Genomic DNA, 17,549 nt, shown 5'->3' with positions numbered 1-17,549 from the left:
ATGGCAACTAATTAACAGAAAGATTTCAGATATAGGTTCTTGTTAAATGAAGAAAAATCAATCCAAAATCAATCACTACCTCATTGGTGCTGGCGCGTTCGTGCTTATTGCTATTGGTGCGTATCAACTGTGGTCCATGTGGCCATCGTTAGTTATCTCTAGCATTCAATGGCAAAGAGAAGTCAATTCAGAACTTGCAGACCTGCTCTATGAAGCTAAATCCAACCCTTGGGGCGCAGGCAGTTACCTTATCGGGTTCAGCTTTATCTATGGCATGCTTCATTCTTTGGGGCCTGGGCACGGCAAAGTTATCGTGTCGACTTACTTAGCGACTCACCCAACCAAAGCCAAGGCGAGTTTAGTGCTTACGGTCGTCTCCGCTTTTTTACAAGCATTGGTCGCAATCTTACTAGTAAGCGTGTTGCTGTGGGGCTTTAGTGCTTCCATGCGAGTAGTGAATGACAAAGCGAATATGTTTGTTTCATTAAGCTTTGCCTTAGTCGCGGTCGTCGGCGCGCTTATATGTTGGAAGGCTTTGAAAAACATCTACACCGCTATGCGTAAGCCTAAGCTGAAAGTGAAAGCCATCACTACACTCGCAACAGACACAGCTGCGACAATTTCAACGCGTTCGCCAATGGCACTTCGTTCATCAATATCAGCCCCTTCTCCGATAATCGACGCTACTAGCACAATGCAAGCCGCAGCTAACACTCATGCAGATCATTCTCATGCCGACTGTGGGTGCAGCCACCAGCATGTAGCCGATGCAGACGCAATCAACAAAGCCTCAACGCTCCGAGAATATGCTGGAATTATAGTGACGATTGGCGTAAGACCGTGCACCGGAGCCATCATGGTACTGCTTTCACAACCTCGACGATTGCTATAATGACACTAACAGGCAAGAACTTGGTAAAACGCTATTTGGCTGCAGGTAGCAAGAGTAACAGTGCGACACTGAAAGCCGCAGGTCATTATTTACAACTCTTTGGTGGGGTTTTGCTTGTCTTAATTGGCTTGTTGCTAATGAGTGGACAAGACAGCGGTATGTCGCCTGTTTTCACTATGTAGCGAACGATGTAATAACAAACCTCAGTTTATTGCGACCTTTACCATTTTTACTAAAAAACACTAGCCCTTATCTCTCAAATCTGAATTAACAGCCACATAATTTCTACTAACCTAACTTTGCACAGCCAGTTAGGTTAGTAGTCAGCCATTCAGAACAGCGCGCTCTATGTAGTTCTGTAACAAACCTACATCCAACTTTGATTTTCCTATTCTTAGCTACTCTTTCATAAACTAACTTAGATTGTTCTAACAATATTAGAGCACTATCCCCCTCCTTTTGAAAATAAGGACATAACTTCCGCAATCCAGAAACTACGATCGCACTCTTCCTATTTTGAAAAAAAATAGAGCAGCAGTTTTATCAATTGAGTAACAAGCCGAAATTATACCCAATAAATTTCACATCAAACTCCAAGCCTTTACCTTACAACTACAGATAGAGCTTTCTTCAACCAAATTCTTGGATAACCTATACTCAAAGGTAAACAAATGAAACTATACATTCCGAGCGCCACGCTCAGTGTTTTGTTACTTTCTCCGAGTTTCGCGAGTGCCGAAGATATACCTGATTCACACGAATTGCGTAATTTCTCGATGCGTTCACAAAGCTCTGGGATAGCCCCATCGCAAGAAGTACTCGGCGTTTATGTTGTCAATTCTGGTCCTGGTCTGGATACCGGTTGTACCTATGCTTCTGGCGGACCTCTACTTATCTCTTTACCTGTTCCTATGGTTGTCAGCCCCAACGTTTTACAAAGTGACGGGAGAATTGCCCCAAGTAAACTGGGCGATATGCAGCAAAAAGGCGTTCTCGGTTCTAACGCAAGGATTAGCATGCCGGTCTTCGACATAGACTCCAATGCCAACGTCAGTAATATTGCTCCAGAAATAGATGTCGTATCTTTTAACGGAAAGTCTTTAGGTACGCTGCAAGGCGCTGATAACCGCTGGACGGATACTAACCTTCAAGTCGATATCAGTGATATCAAGTTCGGCCAAAACAATGAGATTCGCGTCGATATTGATACTGGCAATACGGGAGACAACTGGTGTATGTCTGTCGATTGGGTCTCAATCGAGTTTGATGTTGCCATTCCTGTGATTCTTGCTCATGGCATTGCTGCACAATCAGACACTTGGGATGATGATACGGCTCCAGGCGTGCTTTCTACACTTGATGACTATGGCATTCGTTATACTCGTTTCTCTGCTGACAAAAATGGAACCACAGCGACTAACGCTAATATCTTGAACAACAAAATTCAGGGTTTTCTCGATGAGTTGAAATCCGACAAAGTTCACGTCATTGCACACAGTAAAGGCGGGCTAGATACCCAAAACCTCAAAGCACTTAGCCCTTCCTTTGAGATAACCTCCCTTTCTACTTTCTCCACACCTCACCTTGGTAGCGTCGCAGCAGATTTGTCGGTGATAAAAATGGACCACTACGCCGATATCTACAGTAACGTCAGTACCGATCCAAATAATTACGCTGGCAAGTACATGCAACTCCCAAATATTCCGTTTGCGGGTCCTAAAATGCCTGGTATCCGTGATCTAACAACGGATACAGCATCAAACGCGATCCAAATGCGTACTCGCGGCAATATTGCAAATACATTTTCTATTGGGGCAAATGCCGATCTCAACCAAGACAGTGTTATTGAGAAAGATCCTGATATCGTTGGCCTATTCCCGCGGGGATCGCGTTGGGCAGGCGTTACCGCTTGGCAGGCGCTAAGAAGCTTTAGTTCTGCGGCCTACCTCGATACTCAAACTCAATCGGTCACAATGCCAAGTGTGCATGGACCACAAGCTCATCCAATCACCATAGTCAGTTACCAAGCCATTCAAACAGTACCGCAAGAAAATGATGTTGTTGTGACCTTGGCAAGCGCTAACCCAAGTTATACCAATGCATTGGGTAACGTATTGACTAACCACTCAACAATGAAAACGGGACAAAACGTTGAACGCTTTCTACAACAAATTATTTCAATGCGCTAAGGAGTGGCCACAATGAAATTCATCAAGCAATTAGTGATGGTGTTCAGTCTTTTCTGTACCTTCATCACACCGGCTATCGCCAGTAATGCAATACCCGTTGGGATGAGTACAAGCACGACACTATCTCAACCAGTGACTAGTAACGATAACGAAGTCACAATGCTATTTACCATCGACAAAGCGGAAGCCCTAAAAGCAGAAATCATCGTGCCGTTGGATGATGCAACCGTATATTTAGTCAAGCCTAACGGGCAAGTCGCAACATCATCCAATGATGTGCAAGCGAACATACTTTCAGGTGACACACAAAGTCCGCCGCTACCGGGCAGCTATTTATTTTTGCCTGAAGTAACTAACCCTGAACCTGGCGAATGGAAGATCGTCGTTGATTTTCCAAACCCAAGTTACAACACAGTAATTATTGCTCAGGTTGCGATCCAATCCCCTATTGCGTTTGGCATGGCGATAGCTGCAAACCAATTTGTGGTCGGTGAACCAGTTCCCGTTTCTGCATTACTGACAAACAAAGGGAATCCAATCACAGGTGCCCAAACCAGCGCAGTGATCATTGATGAAGCTGGAATAAAAACACGCCTGACGCTTAAAGATGAGGGTGTCAATTTCGATGCTATTGCTAAAGATGGTGTCTACAGCAATATTTTCGTTCCACCCGCTGAAGGGGATTATCTAATTGAAGGCATAACGTCTTTTGAAGAATATGGAACAACTATCACTCGCCAGACAAGTAAAAAAATCCACGTACTACCCTCTGACATTGAATTTGTCAGCCTCTCACTCGCTCCACTGTTTTCCTCTGAAGGCTGTGTTATTGCCTTAGAGCAGCGCTTGGAACTTGATGTTAAATCCGCGGGGGATTTTGCCATTCATGGTTACCTCACCGATGGAATTGACGAGCTGAACACAAGCAAACGTCTGCAACTCAAACCTGCGAAGCAAATCGTCACTCTACAGTACTCAACTGAAGATATTTTTGGCGCGTTTGATTCAGCGTCTACTTTGACCTCCAACCCGACGATCATCTACGCAATCACTCAAGATGACATACGAATTTCAGCCCCTCGAATTCAGTTTGAAGAATTTATTGATTTAGCATCTTTTGAGCGTTGCCGCGAACCGATTGAAGTCACGGGGAGTTTAGTCACCACACCGACTATGTCGCAAGATGGAACCTACATTGATTCGCTGAGTTTTGAGTTTCCTATCCATGTTACGCGCAGTGGAACTTACACAGGTTCGGTAAATATCGTTGGTGCAGCCGGAGAGTATTTAGAGCTAGTGAGTTTCCAAGAACCGCTTGAGGCTGGCGAAAACACCATCAAGTTTACCGTTCCTGGTGACACGTTTAAGCAAGCCGATGGTCCTTATGAACTGAACGCACTGCTAATCTACAGTGGCGTTGACTCCTATCGACAAGGAGTTCTCGGTCAAACTCCACCATACCAAGCCTCTGATTTCAGTCCGCCAGTGAATGTGACCCTCCCCTCTAACCTATTCGGTTTGGAAAGAGAAAACTGGCAAGCAACCCCGGCAACACATGTCACGCAACATCGTGTCGGTGGTTACTTGAGAGCGGGGGCTTCAATCCCATACGACTACGAAACACTAGCGAGTTTTGACTTAAGTGAGGTTCGAGGGAAAATTAAACAGGCAACGCTTATTGTTGATTTCGGAGATTCAACTCTTCAATTTCCATTCAACAATGTAACTGCGCATATCGTTAATCAAACTTGGTCTCCAAACACACTGGATTACGACACGTTCTGTGAGTCTTTTACAATATGTGCAGCATGGAGTAATCCACTCACTACATTCAACAACGTAGAAGCCGGTCAAACGCTTAGGTTTACCAACTCTAAACTATTAGAAGCATTAAATGAGAAGAGAGTGTCTGGGTTGAACAAACTAGATATTGCTCTTACCTCTTCTCCCTATGAAAGAAGTTTCTTCATTAACGTTAAGCAGGTGTCATTATTCATCGAGTACTGATCCTAAAACTGAAATAGAATAAGGCCATGCCCAAGGTATCGCTTTGGGCATGGCCTCTCAGAGTGAACAGTGATGAACTTTGCAAGCTTCATATGTTTATTCTGTTAGAGCAGACTATGCCAGCCCCTCAACAGTAGTGATAAAGCACGCTAATCACTATAGACTCCATCAACCAACAAAATGAGATCGAAGTTTTATCCAAAAAGGCCAGTAGTCCCAACAACCGGGTGACTCCACAGATCTATCCATCCCATCACCAATTTTTTAGGTGACTTTAAAGATGCCCCTACACTAGTCTGATAGCTAAAGTTAGAATAGACCCGTTAAGTATCATCGATTTACAAAACAGAGCCAAAATATCTAAATAAAAACAGTGAGAAGCGATACAATAATCAAGTTGCAAAATTGCAGCGTGGAACACCTGCCCACTGACAGCCCATTCACAGAGAACCATAAAGTAGCCTCACATGTCTAAAGAACCCGGTTTCACTACAGAATACAAACTCGACAAGACGTTTTTCGCGGAGTGTTATGATCAAACTAGCCTTCCGACTCAATTTCCAAAAGCCTACTTAAAAGGAATACTGTTTCTTATTTTTGGTGTGGTTCTGCTGGAGTTTGAACTATTACCTAACGGCTATGTTGGCTGGTTCTTTATTGTTTTGAGTGTGATTGAAGCATTCAGTGTGTACTGCAAAAGAACCTGGTGGTTATGGCGACAAAAAATCAGCTCAGGCGCAGGCAGCAAAATTGTCTTTCAAGGTGACGCTAACGGAGTAAGTTACAAAAACCACAAAGCGACCAACACCATCGCGTGGAGTGACATCGACCAACTTGAGCAGACCGATCTTGGTTTTATCCTGCATATCGGTAAACAGCGCCAATATGTGAGTAAATCTTGTTTAAACGATGAAGCTATTGCCTTCATGATTGAACACCACGCCGCATCAAAAGCGAAATAACACCAATAAATGCCTGCTGATTTAGCAGGCATAATCGAGAAAGCTAAATACGGAATATTGTTATATAGCGTATGTGAGCGCATATTTGCCGATATGCATGCAGGTTACACTTTAACTAGGGGCAATTTCCTTCTCGAAATTGCCCCTTCCATCGATTGCCCCTATTCATGAAAACCCTTGTTCATGTGCATCCCCCCCCCTGTTGCAGGGCGCGAGCACACTTTGTTCAATTTATAACCCAAAGAAGACTCGTGTCCGATAATCATCGTTCCAAGCAGCCTTCTTCAACTTCACTTTTTGGCTTGGTGCACCACATTCGCATTGCTTCAGCATGTGACAACCAGAGTCAAAGAAATTGATGAACTTTCCGAAGCCATGATGGAAATGATGGCTGAGATTCAATTGCACGAAAAACAACAAGAAGAATTCATCGAAGCGTTTATTCGCCTTATTGCTCAAGCGATCGATGATAAGTCACCGTACACAGCAGGACACTGTAATCGCGTTCCAGAAATTGGCATGATGCTGGCAAGTGCAGCTGAGAAATGCCAAAGCGGTAAGTTCAAAGACTTTGCTTTCCAAAATGATGCCGAACGAAGAGAGTTTCGTATTGCTGCCTGGTTGCATGACTGCGGAAAAATTACGACGCCAGAACATATTGTTGATAAGGGCACTAAACTTGAAGCGAACTACAACCGAATCAATGAAATTCGAACTCGGTTTGAAGTCCTACGGAGAGATGCAGAAATCGATTACTTAAACGTGTTATTGCACAGTGAGGTAAGTAAGGATAAAGCAAATGCCGAGTTTAAAGAAAAAGTACGCCAGTTGAACGATGACTTTGAGTTCCTTGCCAAGGCTAACATCGGTGGTGAATTCATGAGTGAAGATAAAGTTGCTCGAATTAAGCAAATTGCTGAGAAAACATGGTTACGTTACTTTGACGATCGCTTGGGCTTGTCGCCATTTGAAGAAATGAACAAACCCGAACAGGATTCGTCTCTACCAGTCATGGAAAAACTGCTAGAAGATAAACCTGAGCACATCATTAGACGTGTGCGACCCGTCGAATTCGAACCTGAGCATGGCATCCAAATGCAAGTTCCTGAGCATCAATACAACATGGGTGAGGTATACAATCTAACGATTTCACGTGGGACTTTGACACCGGAGGATCGTTTCAAAATCAATGAGCATATGATTAGTGGGATAAGAATGCTTGAAGCTTTGCCATTTCCACCTGAACTGAGCAATGTACCGCGCTATGCTTCCACGCACCATGAAACACTCAAAGGTAACGGTTATCCACGGAAATTGAATACCGAGGATTTATCGATACCAGAACGTATATTGGTGATTGCAGACATATTTGAAGCGTTAACCGCAGGAGACCGGCCATACAAGAAAGCGAAGCCTGTGAGTATCGCTATCGATATAATGTATCAAATGGCAGTGGATGAGCATTTGGATATGGACTTATTCTTACTGTTCTTGGAGAGCGGAGTGTACCTCGACTACGCGAAGAAATTTATGCCGGAAGCACATGTTGACGAGGTCGACAAGAAAATACTGGCTGAACTGCAAAGCAACGCTCGGCTCACCAATCAAGAGTTGGCCGATCGCGTGGCACTGTCGCCATCTCCTTGTTTGCGTCGAGTTCGGTCATTAGAGAAACAAGGGATTATACGTGGCTATCACGCCAGCGTTGACCAAGAAGCGTGTGGCCTGCCCGTTAATGTGTTTGTGTTGGTGAAGCTTGAAAAGCCAACTGAAGAGAATATGCGAGACTTTGAACAACACATTGAAGTGATTGATGAGGTGTTAGAGTGCTTTCTGATGACAGGCAATCACGACTACCTTTTGCATGTGGTCAGTGAATCGCTCAAAAGCTACGAGCAATTTATCCGCAAGCAACTAACCCGCCTACCCAATATAGCTTCTATCGAATCCAGTTTCGCCTTCGGTCAGGTAAAAACAAAGACTAAGCTGCCAGTAAGGTAAATGCGTGACGCAGCTGTTTGGTTTAAGGAGTTCTTGAGGCTGATATGCACTGACAAAGTTTTGCCCAATTTAGAGTTAAAGCCCTCAAAGAACTAAGGCCTCGTAAACGCGAGGCCTTAGTTTTATCCATTAATTTCGTTTCGCTGCTGAGGTTTCACCTTAGCTTCTCTTAGAGATATCGATATACACTAAGATCATCGGCTTTAATTGTCGTGCTTAATTGGCTAATTATCTCAGAAAGAATTTTTCCTGAACCGCAAGCCATAGTCCAACCTAGAGTACCGTGTCCAGTGTTAGTAAAGAGATTCTCAATCGGCGTCTTACCAATGATTGGAGTACCATCAGGAGTCATGGGTCTTAACCCTGTCCAATAATCCGCCTTCGAAAAATCACCGCCGAACGGAAATAGATCCTTTATCACCATATTTATGGTTGCTTTTCGTTTCTCTGGAATCAGAGTGTTGAATCCAGCCAGTTCTGCCGTGCCTGCTACGCGAATTCGGTCATCAAATCGAGTCATTGCGACTTTATACGTCTCATCCATAACGGTTGAGGTTGGTGCCTTATCTGCGTTAATAATAGGAACTGTAAGTGAGTACCCTTTAACTGGATAAACAGGAAGCGACAGGTCTACTTGTTTTAATAAGTCTCTAGAGTAACTGCCGCATGCAACAACGTAGGCATCGGCTTCAAAGTCACCTTTACTTGTGCTAACACTTGTCAAAACGCCTTTATGTTGATTCAGACGATATACCTCTGTATCAAATACAAACTTCACGCCCAAACGCTGTGCTTTTTCAGTGAGCGCAACGCAGAACTGATAGCAGTCTCCGGTTTCATCACCAGGTAAATATAGCCCGCCTACTAGCTTTTCTTTGACATCTGAAAGCCCAGCTTCCACACCTAAGCATTGCTCTACGTTTAGTAACGTATGCTCGATACCGCTCTCTTTCAAAAGAAACATATCCTTCTGAACAGCATCTAGCTGCTTGTTAGATCTAAAAACCTGTAACGTACCTTTTTGGCGTCCTTCGTAAGAAAGGCTTTCTGTCTCTCTCAAATTAGTCAGGCAGTCTCGACTAAAGTTTGCCACCCTTAACATACGAGACTTGTTCTGAACGTATTTCTCTTCGCTGCAGTTGGCGAGCATTTTTGTCACCCATGAGACCAGTTCTGGCGACAATGATGGCTTCACCTTTAAAGGCGCGTGTTCTTGTGTCAGCCATCTCATCGCTTTAAGAGGGATCCCAGGCGCAGCCCATGGTGAGGAATAGCCATAAGAGATCTGCCCTGCATTAGCAAAACTAGTCTCTTTGCCACTCGAACCTTGGCGCTCTATCACAGTAACCGAGTGCCCCTCTTTTGCTAAATACCAAGCACTGGTCAAGCCAATGACACCACTACCAATTACGATAACATCCACAACATCCTCCTCAACTACCACTTAATCCCGTAAACATGCTTGCTAACCTTCTTGAATGTTCCATAAATGCTCAATGGTTAATGGCCTCGTCGCACCATATATAGCTTCGTTACGTCCGGTATAATTCGCCCACATTTGATTACCATAGTCGTAATGCCACCATTCGCTTGGTAAGTTAGTAAACCCTGCTCCTATCATTGCGTTGTACAATAGACGGCGGTTTTGAGTGAGCTCTGTATCCGGAAAACCCTCTAGAGCACACGACCATGAACGCAGGCTATTCTCATCAAATTGAGTCCCCATATCTAACAGACGTCCATCTCTATCACACAGAGTTACGTCCACTGACCCACCGGTTTGATGAGGGCTCGGACAATTTGCATTGGTGCTCGGCGGAGAAACCAATGTTCTAGCGATTAAGCTGAGTTCGGATAAACCCTTGCCCGCATGAACAGGTGCTCTTTTAAGTTGATTAATCAACGTCTCATACAAATACTCCTGAACGTGTATCGGTCTCCACCCATCTAACACCACCAAGCGAATGTTATCTGGCAAACTGCGAGCCACCGAAAGCAACTTCTCGAAGACGCTTTCTCGAACAAAACACTCTTGTACAGCATATTTAACGCCCATCTTGTAGTAAGCCGGATAACATACAAGTTCATCAGAAAGTGATAACGGAACCAAGCGTTCTCCGCACTCATGAATTACAATTTTTTCTAATTCATCCCAAACAGGAATATCTATTTCAGGAATTTCCAAAGCATCTACTTTTCTATCTAACATTAGTTAAGTGCCCCCGGAATAAAAAGAACAAAATCAGGTACTAATATCACTAGGAACAAAATTAATAATGCGTAGAAAATAAATGGAATTATTTCTCTAAACATCACTGCTAGATCGATTTTACTTACCGCACTCGCCACATATAGACACGCGCCCATTGGTGGTGTAATCAGCGCGATAGTAATATTCATTGTGATGACAATACCTAAGTGAACAGGATCAACTCCCGCGTAAGTAGCAATAGGTATAAATACAGGAGTCAACAGCATTAGCGCAGAAACTTCCTCCATTAGCATGCCTACAAAGAATGTAATACCACTCAATACAAACAAAATAATGATTGGGCTATCGATAAAAGGAGTAAGCAAACTCGCAAACGCTGCCGGTACTTGAGCATACCCCAACAGCCATGTAAGCACAGACGACGACGCAATAATAATAAAAATAGCAGTTGTGAGTTTTGCCGCATCTATAATGGCTTTTAGGATACTCGACCACTTCAGGGTGCGTAGGATCAAGCCCACAATCACAGTATATAGAACGATAAGAGCACCAGATTCTGTCGGTGTTACAAAGCCCAATATAATGCTTGATACGATCAGTATTGGCGCGAACACAGCGGGTAAAGCATGCACGATTGCCCTAAACACATGCTTAAAGGTCGGTTTCGTCTGAGAGGACTGCAAGTCGTGCTTTCTCGCATAACGCCAGTTTACAATAAAGAAAATTGCCCCCAGAGCCAGTCCGGGCATTATGCCAGCTAAGAATAGATCCCCAACTGAAGTATTGGTTAACGAGGCATAAATAATCATAAAAATGCTGGGAGGAATAATAGGCCCAATAAGCGAACTGCCCGCGGTTAGGCTTGCAGCAAACCCTGTCGAATAACCTTCTTTTTTCATCGCGGGAACCAATAGAGTACCCAACGCCGATGTATCTGCTACTGCTGAGCCATTTACACCAGCAAAGAACACGCTCGAGATGACGTTAACATATCCAACTCCACCTTTTAAATGACCGACTAACGCCTTAGACAGGTTCATTAATTTTGGGGTTAAACCACTCTCATTGAGTAGGTTACCCGCGAGAATAAACAAGGGAACCGCCATAAGTGAAAAACTGTCAATGCCGCTAAAGAACTGTTGCGGAATAATTCTGAAGGCCAAATCAATGTCTACAAAAAAGAAACCAGCGATAGATGAAATCAAAAGAGAAATAAAAAGTGGCACACCTAAAAATAAATTAACCAAAAATACAATTAATATTATAGTTATCATCGCAAACCTTCCTTCTCTGTTACTACACTTACGATTTTAATTGTTGAGTACATAGTGATAAAAAAGAAACCGATAGGTAATGCGTACAACGGTATAGATTTACTGATACCCAAACCAATCGTTGTAAAATTAGCAATAGAGATCGCATAATTATAACTTGCATACATCATGAATCCTGCGATAGCAGTTGTAATTAGATGACGATAGATAACCACAATAAATGACAATTTACCTTTAGGTAATTTATCAACTATACTGAGCCTCATATGCTCATTGGTCGTAATTAGTACTCCTGCCATCAACATCACGGATCCAATTAAAAGATAGCGCGCAGCTTCATCAACCCAAATGGGCGAAGAATTAAATATATATCTAGATGAAACACCACCAAGTAACACAACTACATTTACGAACAAACACAATGTAGATAAAGACAATAATATTTTCTTTATATAGCCAAGCATATTAAACCTACAACTTTGCAAGGTATTATTATTGGCGCCAAGAGACGCCAATACTCAAGGTAATTAGCTGTAACGAATTACTTTATATCTTTCATCGCTAGGTCTACCCAGCTCTTATCGATACCTTGAGTTTCTAGCCAGCTGATATAAGACTCTTTTGAAGCATCTCTAAATTGTGCGATTTCCACTTCAGTTGGTTGATAAACATTCATACCGTTTTTGGATAGATAATCAATTCTGCTTTCAACTTGAGACTGAACCGATTCTCTATTTAGATCGTTAGCCTCTTTGACAGCACTGAGTAAGATCTCGCGTTGCTCATCTGTGAGGTTCTTCATCAAATTGTCATTTGCGACTAAGAACTGGTCTGAATATTGTACATTCGCTAAAGTTAGGTACTTTTGAACTTCATTTAAGCTACCCATCATGATGTACATTGGTGGGTTCATTTGACCATCAGCAACACCCATTTTGAGAGCCATATAGACTTCAGTCCATGGTATAGGTGTACCTGACGCACCAAAAGACTCATATAACGCCACTTGGCTCTTATCCATCGCTCTGAACTTTAGACCTTTGAAATCATCTGGTGTACGAATCTCACGCTTATTGTTAGTAAAAGCGAGAAAGCCTCCCTCTTCCACTACGGCAAGAAGATGAGCGTTATTTCTCTGATAAAACTCAGTTTGTACTCTCTTCCAGTAGTCACCTTCATCGAAGAACTTACGTGCAATCTCGAAATCTGTGAACATAAATGGGATAGAGCTGACGAATATTTCGGGGAAAATAGGTGAAATACCACTAAAAGACGCAATGTTCAGGCTAGGTGAGTTAATAACCTGCTCCATGCGCTCTTGCTCTTCACCCAAAATACTATTTGGATATAACTTTAGTTCTATTTCGCCATTCGAATTATTCTCTACGATAGACTTTAGGTTAGAAGCAAATAAATGTACTGCGTTCTTATCAGCATCAGGGGCTCCGTTATAGCTCAAGTTAATAGATTGAGCTTGTGCTAGGCCAGACAACCCAAAAATGCCGACCAAAGCTAGTGCGGATAGTTTAAAAGCTTTTCCTTTACGAATCATATTCATCAAAACCAACTCCATGCTATTTAACATATTAACAACTCAAAGTTCACATTACGGAGTGTGCGTTGACTTAACAATGCTTATAGTGTTGATTTATTATCAATTAAGGTGAGTTAGACATGACAAAAGGTAGAATCGTGATTGCTATCTCAGTATCTAGTAAAATCGTATAACGATAAGTTAAAACTTCAAGCAGGAAGCTATTTGTTCCCCCCTACACGCGAAGCCTTAATTGTATCTACAGAGCAACTAACCCGCCTACCCAATATAGCTTCTATCGAATCCAGCTTCGCCTTCGGTCAGGTAAAAACTAAGACCAAGTTGCCAGTGAGGTAATTAGAAACGACTTAATTTGTCTGTGCTGAAGGCATTGGATAATCATCTCCAATCATACAGATAAGAGCGCCACCAAAAGCTTTTTCGTAACGTATTTTTCCTGTAGCATCTGAGCTTTCTATACTCGAACTGCCGTCCACAATCTTATTAATTTCTTGTGCGACTTTTGTTGGTACCAACCAGATACAAGCTGCAACAGAGCAAGTGGATGATGACGATTCGCAACCTGTCTCGGAGCTTCCTCTTATCCAAAGACTATCCTTTTCCTTAAGCAGTAATTGCGTTGCTATGTAATCTGGGTGGTCGATGTACTGATCGCCACCTATCCATGTATCTTCATAAGGTAGGTACGGCCCTTTCCATGTGGATAAGCCCGGATTTGCAATTAAGTGATTGATGTTTAAGTAGCCGAAGTTCGTATCGGTATCGGAAGCAATAGGAGGCAGAGAGCCATTATCACGAGAATATTGCTCAGCGGCATCCAAAACAGTATTCAGCTGGCCGATTAGAAATTTTGCCTCGTCGACACGGGACATACGGTTCCCGAACTGGTTGTAGATAAAAAAACGGCAATGAGCATCAGTAAGCCAAACGTTACAAGTTTCCATTTTTTTATCTGACGCAGAAGTTTCAACATCTATTTTATCTCTCATCAAGAAGGTTCTGATAACGCTAAGGTCGTCCCTATGAGAAAGATTATACCAGAGTAAAATCAAGCGTTTTGCATTGAAACTTACTTGTCCATGTCTGCGGAAAATAAGCCTAGCTCTAATGTGCCCAACTTCGATTTAGAGCCTCCCTAAAAACAAACAATCATCACACCCGACTTCACTGACTTAACCCTCAAATCAACCTTGTATTGAATTGCTCCGTAAAACAAACCAAAGCGATGGAAATCGATTCGAAGTGATCGTTTTATCGGACTGTCATCTAATTTTTGTACTTTGATATAACAAATAGCTCAAAAGTTATTGAGTGATCGTTCAATTATATCAAATTTTCCACTATAGTTGATTGGTCAAACAACTCACAACAAGGAAAAGTTATGAATCCAAATACCGAATCTCAATCAACGCCGACTCGATCTATCCCTCAAGAAGCATTTGATTGGTACGACGAATATGCACACGGCCTGATTGATCGCAGAGAGTTTATGGCTCGTCTATCTGGGCTAGCTGTACTTGGCTTAACCATGACGACGCTAACTTCTGCACTGATTCCTAATTATGCGCAGGCAGAGCAAGTCTCTTTCAATGACCCTTCCATCAAAGCAACCTACGAGAAGTTTCCTTCACCTAAAGGACACGGCGAAGGCTATGGTTACTTGGTTGTACCCAAAGAGTTAGAGGGCAATGCGCCTGTTGTATTGGTCATTCATGAAAATAGAGGCCTCAATCCATACATAAAGGATGTGGCAAGACGACTCGCAGCGGCGGGGTTTATTGCGTTTGCACCTGATGCACTCTATTCGCTTGGCGGGTATCCAGGTAATGATGATGAAGGTCGAACGATGCAGAAGTCGCTATCAAAAGAGAAAATCGAAGAAGACTTTATCGCAGCGGCAAACTTCTTGAAGTCCCATGAAAAAAGTAACGGTAAGCTAGGCGCAGTCGGTTTCTGCTTCGGTGGCTATATCGTGAATATGTTGGCCGCTGTCATGCCAGAGCAACTCGATGCAGGCGTTCCATTTTATGGTACTCCTGCCGCACCAGATTTAAGAAAAAATGTAAAAGGCCCCTTGCTCATCCAATTTGCGGGAATCGATAAACGCGTGAATGCGACTTGGCCAGATTATGAAGCCGAACTCAAAGAGAACGAAGCAGACTACACAGCTTACATCTATGACGGCGTGAACCATGGCTTCCATAACGATTCAACTGGCCGCTATGCTGAAGAAGAAGCAGAGTTAGCTTGGAAACGTACACTTGAGTTCTTTAACCAAAAGCTTTCTTAATAGTTAGCTTTACTGAACCCGTTTTCTTTAGATTCCGAGTGACTGCCCTATTCCCTACAAAACCCAAAAGGCCTCGCACTCGCGAGGCCTTTGTTGGTCGGTAATCAGTTCCTCCCTTTTCCCATTACCAACAATAGGTTTGAGATGTAAACCAAGGGGGTTAGAAGGGGATTGTCGGTCGAGTCTCACGCACAGAAGCCTCGTTGATTCACTGACTTAACCGCTCATCAATGTAACTTCGCTTCAAACAAACCTATTGACCCGATCGCGCAAATAGATAATATAGATAGCTAGACGTCTACATGTCTTTTATTTATTAAATGGAGTTATCATGAACAGCTACAAAAAAATCACAGCATCCCTGTTGGCATTAGCTTTCGTATTCGGTGTAACAGGATGTGGCAAAAAAGACGAGGCTGTCATCAAGATTGGGGCGACAGTTGGCCCACATGCACAAGTTGTACAGGCAGTCGCCAAAGAAGCAGCAAAGCAAGGGATTAACATTGAACTCGTCGAGTTCTCAGACTATATCACCCCTAACGCAGCATTAGATGATGGAAGTATCCAACTGAACAGTTACCAGCATCAGCCATTCCTCGATAACTTTAATGCCAATCACGATAGCCAGTTAGTTTCTATCGGACGTTCAATTTTGATGCGTATGGGCGTTTACTCGAACAAGTACACTTCGCTTGATTCTATTCCCGAAAACGCTCGAATCGCGATTCCAAACGATCCAACGAATGGCGGGCGTGGACTATTACTGCTTGAAGATGCAGGGCTGATCTCATTAAAAGACAACGCTGGTTTCAACGCGTCTTTAAACGATATTGTTAGCAACCCGAAGAACATTCGATTTGTTGAAGTGGATGCCGCGCAGCTACCCCGCTCTCTTGACGATGTAGATGCTGCTGCAATCACCATGAACTATGTAATGTCGGCTGGACTCGACCCTAAGAAACAAGGCATTTACTTAGAGAAAAAAGACGCACCTTTAGCAGTGATGGTTGTTGCGGCGCGAGAAGAAGACAAAAATAATGAAACGTATAAAAAGATTATCTCAATTTACCACTCACAAGAGATCAATGACTTTTTAGACAGCACGTTCAAAGGCACCATCGAAGCCGCAAATTAAGCTAAATCGTTTCAGATTTGGCGTTGCATGATACTCATAAAGCAACGCCAGATTTGAGTTGGCGGGTTGTCGTTGACGCATTCCAGCTTCTTTTCAAATTAGAGAGCAAAGCTTTAGTTACTTGAATGGAGGTTGAAAACCATATCGTCAGAGCAGATTATGTAAGCATAAAATTCAATTAAATCTGGGGGCTTTGCATGAAAAAAGAAGTGATACTTTTTGATATAAACGAAACGGTTTTAAATTTGGAGTCATTACAGCCTAAATTTAAAGCGGTGTTTGGAAAGGAGGATGCATTATCACTTTGGTTTTCAAAGCTTTTACACTCTTCAACGGTTTGCATCGCAACAAACGTAAAATCTACTTTTTCTGAATTAGCGAATGCAGCGCTCAACGCTATTGCACAACGGTACAAGTGTGATTTAACGGCGGAAAGCAAAGGTGCCTTGTTAACTTCTTTTGCCAATCTACCACCGCACACAGATATCAAAGCGTCTTTGCTCAAATTGCGCGAGAACGGGTTTAAAACCGTCGCTTTTTCCAACTCATCCCTCGATCTCATCACTTCTCAAATCAAGAACTCAGGCTTAGAAGATTATTTCGACACCGTCATTTCCGTTGAAGAAACAGGCAGTTTCAAACCCAATTCAGATGTGTATAACTTTGCAGCCGAAACTTTAAAAGAGCCTGTCGAAAACCTTCGTCTTGTCGCTACTCATGATTGGGACACTCATGGTGCGCTATCCGCTGGCTTACAAGCAGCCTATATAGACCGAACAGGAGTTGAGTATCATTCCTTGTATTTGAAACCGGAGATTAGCTCAAGGACGATGAATGGTGTGGTGGAACAAATAATTAAGCACAATTTAGACAAGTAAAATCTCAAGAGACTTTTCTACTCCTGATTCGATACAACCACCCTGTAGTGGTCAACAAATTCCGGACACTGACTTAACCGCTTTGATCAACCTTGTGTTGAACTGCTCTGGTTATAGAGACGCTGTCGGTTACCTAAAAACTGCAGTTACCTAG

At 42.9% G+C, this 17,549-nt stretch carries 12 protein-coding genes and 4 pseudogenes; 10 read left to right on the top strand and 6 right to left on the bottom strand.

Annotated features, from left to right (window positions below; translation table 11 throughout):
• Positions 1-46: 46 nt before the first annotated feature.
• The 6 genes and pseudogenes from AB4185_RS03770 to AB4185_RS03745 all read left to right on the top strand — a co-directional run bounded on the left by AB4185_RS03770 (position 47) and on the right by AB4185_RS03745 (position 8,051).
• Positions 47-1,074, top strand: a pseudogene (locus tag AB4185_RS03770) (nickel/cobalt transporter).
• A gap of 489 nt (positions 1,075-1,563) precedes the next feature.
• The gene (locus AB4185_RS03765) at positions 1,564-3,081 is read left to right on the top strand and encodes an esterase/lipase family protein (RefSeq protein WP_372134888.1); all 1,518 of its coding nucleotides are present in this window, start codon (positions 1,564-1,566) and stop codon (positions 3,079-3,081) included.
• A gap of 12 nt (positions 3,082-3,093) precedes the next feature.
• Positions 3,094-5,088: a choice-of-anchor X domain-containing protein gene (locus AB4185_RS03760; RefSeq protein ID WP_017059098.1), complete on the top strand. Its 1,995-nt coding sequence runs from the start codon at positions 3,094-3,096 to the stop codon at positions 5,086-5,088.
• Between the two features lie 467 nt (positions 5,089-5,555).
• Positions 5,556-6,050: a YcxB family protein gene (locus AB4185_RS03755; RefSeq protein ID WP_017059097.1), complete on the top strand. Its 495-nt coding sequence runs from the start codon at positions 5,556-5,558 to the stop codon at positions 6,048-6,050.
• A gap of 315 nt (positions 6,051-6,365) precedes the next feature.
• Positions 6,366-7,727: pseudogene (locus AB4185_RS03750) on the top strand (HD domain-containing phosphohydrolase); the annotation flags it as partial.
• A gap of 60 nt (positions 7,728-7,787) precedes the next feature.
• Positions 7,788-8,051 carry an Lrp/AsnC ligand binding domain-containing protein gene (locus tag AB4185_RS03745; protein ID WP_372135068.1) on the top strand — a complete coding sequence of 88 codons (264 nt, stop codon included), beginning with the start codon at positions 7,788-7,790 and terminating at the stop codon, positions 8,049-8,051.
• Positions 8,052-8,220: 169 nt separating this feature from the next.
• On the opposite strand, the gene AB4185_RS03740 is transcribed toward AB4185_RS03745, so the two are convergent.
• The 5 genes from AB4185_RS03740 to dctP form a co-directional block, all read right to left on the bottom strand.
• Positions 8,221-9,474, bottom strand: coding sequence for a D-amino acid dehydrogenase (locus tag AB4185_RS03740; RefSeq protein WP_017059082.1), 1,254 nt, complete (start codon positions 9,472-9,474; stop codon positions 8,221-8,223).
• A gap of 42 nt (positions 9,475-9,516) precedes the next feature.
• Complete coding sequence (locus tag AB4185_RS03735; protein WP_017059081.1) at positions 9,517-10,260, bottom strand: M15 family metallopeptidase; 744 nt, start codon at positions 10,258-10,260, stop codon at positions 9,517-9,519.
• Positions 10,260-11,537, bottom strand: coding sequence for a TRAP transporter large permease (locus AB4185_RS03730; RefSeq protein ID WP_017059080.1), 1,278 nt, complete (start codon positions 11,535-11,537; stop codon positions 10,260-10,262). Before AB4185_RS03730 ends, AB4185_RS03735 begins: the two co-directional genes overlap by 1 nt.
• Positions 11,534-12,001 (bottom strand): TRAP transporter small permease, encoded by a 468-nt coding sequence (locus AB4185_RS03725; RefSeq protein ID WP_083190195.1) that lies wholly within the window; start codon positions 11,999-12,001, stop codon positions 11,534-11,536. The genes AB4185_RS03730 and AB4185_RS03725 overlap by 4 nt, the downstream gene beginning before the upstream one ends.
• A 77-nt stretch (positions 12,002-12,078) precedes the next feature.
• On the bottom strand, positions 12,079-13,095 hold the full coding sequence (gene dctP, locus AB4185_RS03720; RefSeq protein ID WP_017059078.1) for a TRAP transporter substrate-binding protein DctP: 1,017 nt from the start codon (positions 13,093-13,095) through the stop codon (positions 12,079-12,081).
• A 240-nt stretch (positions 13,096-13,335) separates the two neighbouring features.
• On the opposite strand from dctP, the pseudogene AB4185_RS03715 reads away from it, so the two are divergent.
• A pseudogene (locus AB4185_RS03715) lies at positions 13,336-13,428 on the top strand (Lrp/AsnC family transcriptional regulator); the annotation flags it as partial.
• A gap of 11 nt (positions 13,429-13,439) precedes the next feature.
• Here the strand turns inward: AB4185_RS03715 and AB4185_RS03710 are convergent.
• Positions 13,440-14,065: pseudogene (locus tag AB4185_RS03710) on the bottom strand (type II secretion system protein).
• A gap of 408 nt (positions 14,066-14,473) precedes the next feature.
• On the opposite strand from AB4185_RS03710, the gene AB4185_RS03705 reads away from it, so the two are divergent.
• From AB4185_RS03705 to AB4185_RS03695, 3 genes are all read left to right on the top strand, one after another.
• Entirely contained in the window at positions 14,474-15,382 is a 909-nt protein-coding gene (locus tag AB4185_RS03705) for a dienelactone hydrolase family protein (protein ID WP_017059076.1), read from the top strand.
• A gap of 331 nt (positions 15,383-15,713) precedes the next feature.
• Positions 15,714-16,517 (top strand): MetQ/NlpA family ABC transporter substrate-binding protein, encoded by an 804-nt coding sequence (locus AB4185_RS03700; RefSeq protein ID WP_017059075.1) that lies wholly within the window; start codon positions 15,714-15,716, stop codon positions 16,515-16,517.
• A 197-nt stretch (positions 16,518-16,714) separates the two neighbouring features.
• On the top strand, positions 16,715-17,395 hold the full coding sequence (locus AB4185_RS03695) for a haloacid dehalogenase type II (protein WP_017065459.1): 681 nt from the start codon (positions 16,715-16,717) through the stop codon (positions 17,393-17,395).
• Positions 17,396-17,549 lie beyond the last annotated feature (154 nt).

The organism is Vibrio sp. 10N.286.48.F5, assembly GCF_041469785.1.
GTDB classification, from domain to species: domain Bacteria; phylum Pseudomonadota; class Gammaproteobacteria; order Enterobacterales; family Vibrionaceae; genus Vibrio; species Vibrio crassostreae_C.
This window is presented reverse-complemented; position numbering and strand designations above follow the sequence as displayed.

What these genes read in the sequence shown, in the direction of transcription:
- AB4185_RS03760 (WP_017059098.1), top strand. Translation starts at nt 3,094, where the DNA reads ATGAAATTCATCAAGCAATTAGTGATGGTGTTCAGTCTTTTCTGTACC.
- AB4185_RS03700 (WP_017059075.1), top strand. Translation starts at nt 15,714, where the DNA reads ATGAACAGCTACAAAAAAATCACAGCATCCCTGTTGGCATTAGCTTTC.
- AB4185_RS03725 (WP_083190195.1), bottom strand. Translation starts at nt 12,001, where the DNA reads ATGCTTGGCTATATAAAGAAAATATTATTGTCTTTATCTACATTGTGT.
- AB4185_RS03695 (WP_017065459.1), top strand. Translation starts at nt 16,715, where the DNA reads ATGAAAAAAGAAGTGATACTTTTTGATATAAACGAAACGGTTTTAAAT.
- AB4185_RS03765 (WP_372134888.1), top strand. Translation starts at nt 1,564, where the DNA reads ATGAAACTATACATTCCGAGCGCCACGCTCAGTGTTTTGTTACTTTCT.
- AB4185_RS03705 (WP_017059076.1), top strand. Translation starts at nt 14,474, where the DNA reads ATGAATCCAAATACCGAATCTCAATCAACGCCGACTCGATCTATCCCT.
- AB4185_RS03730 (WP_017059080.1), bottom strand. Translation starts at nt 11,537, where the DNA reads ATGATAACTATAATATTAATTGTATTTTTGGTTAATTTATTTTTAGGT.
- AB4185_RS03735 (WP_017059081.1), bottom strand. Translation starts at nt 10,260, where the DNA reads ATGTTAGATAGAAAAGTAGATGCTTTGGAAATTCCTGAAATAGATATT.
- AB4185_RS03755 (WP_017059097.1), top strand. Translation starts at nt 5,556, where the DNA reads ATGTCTAAAGAACCCGGTTTCACTACAGAATACAAACTCGACAAGACG.
- dctP (WP_017059078.1), bottom strand. Translation starts at nt 13,095, where the DNA reads ATGAATATGATTCGTAAAGGAAAAGCTTTTAAACTATCCGCACTAGCT.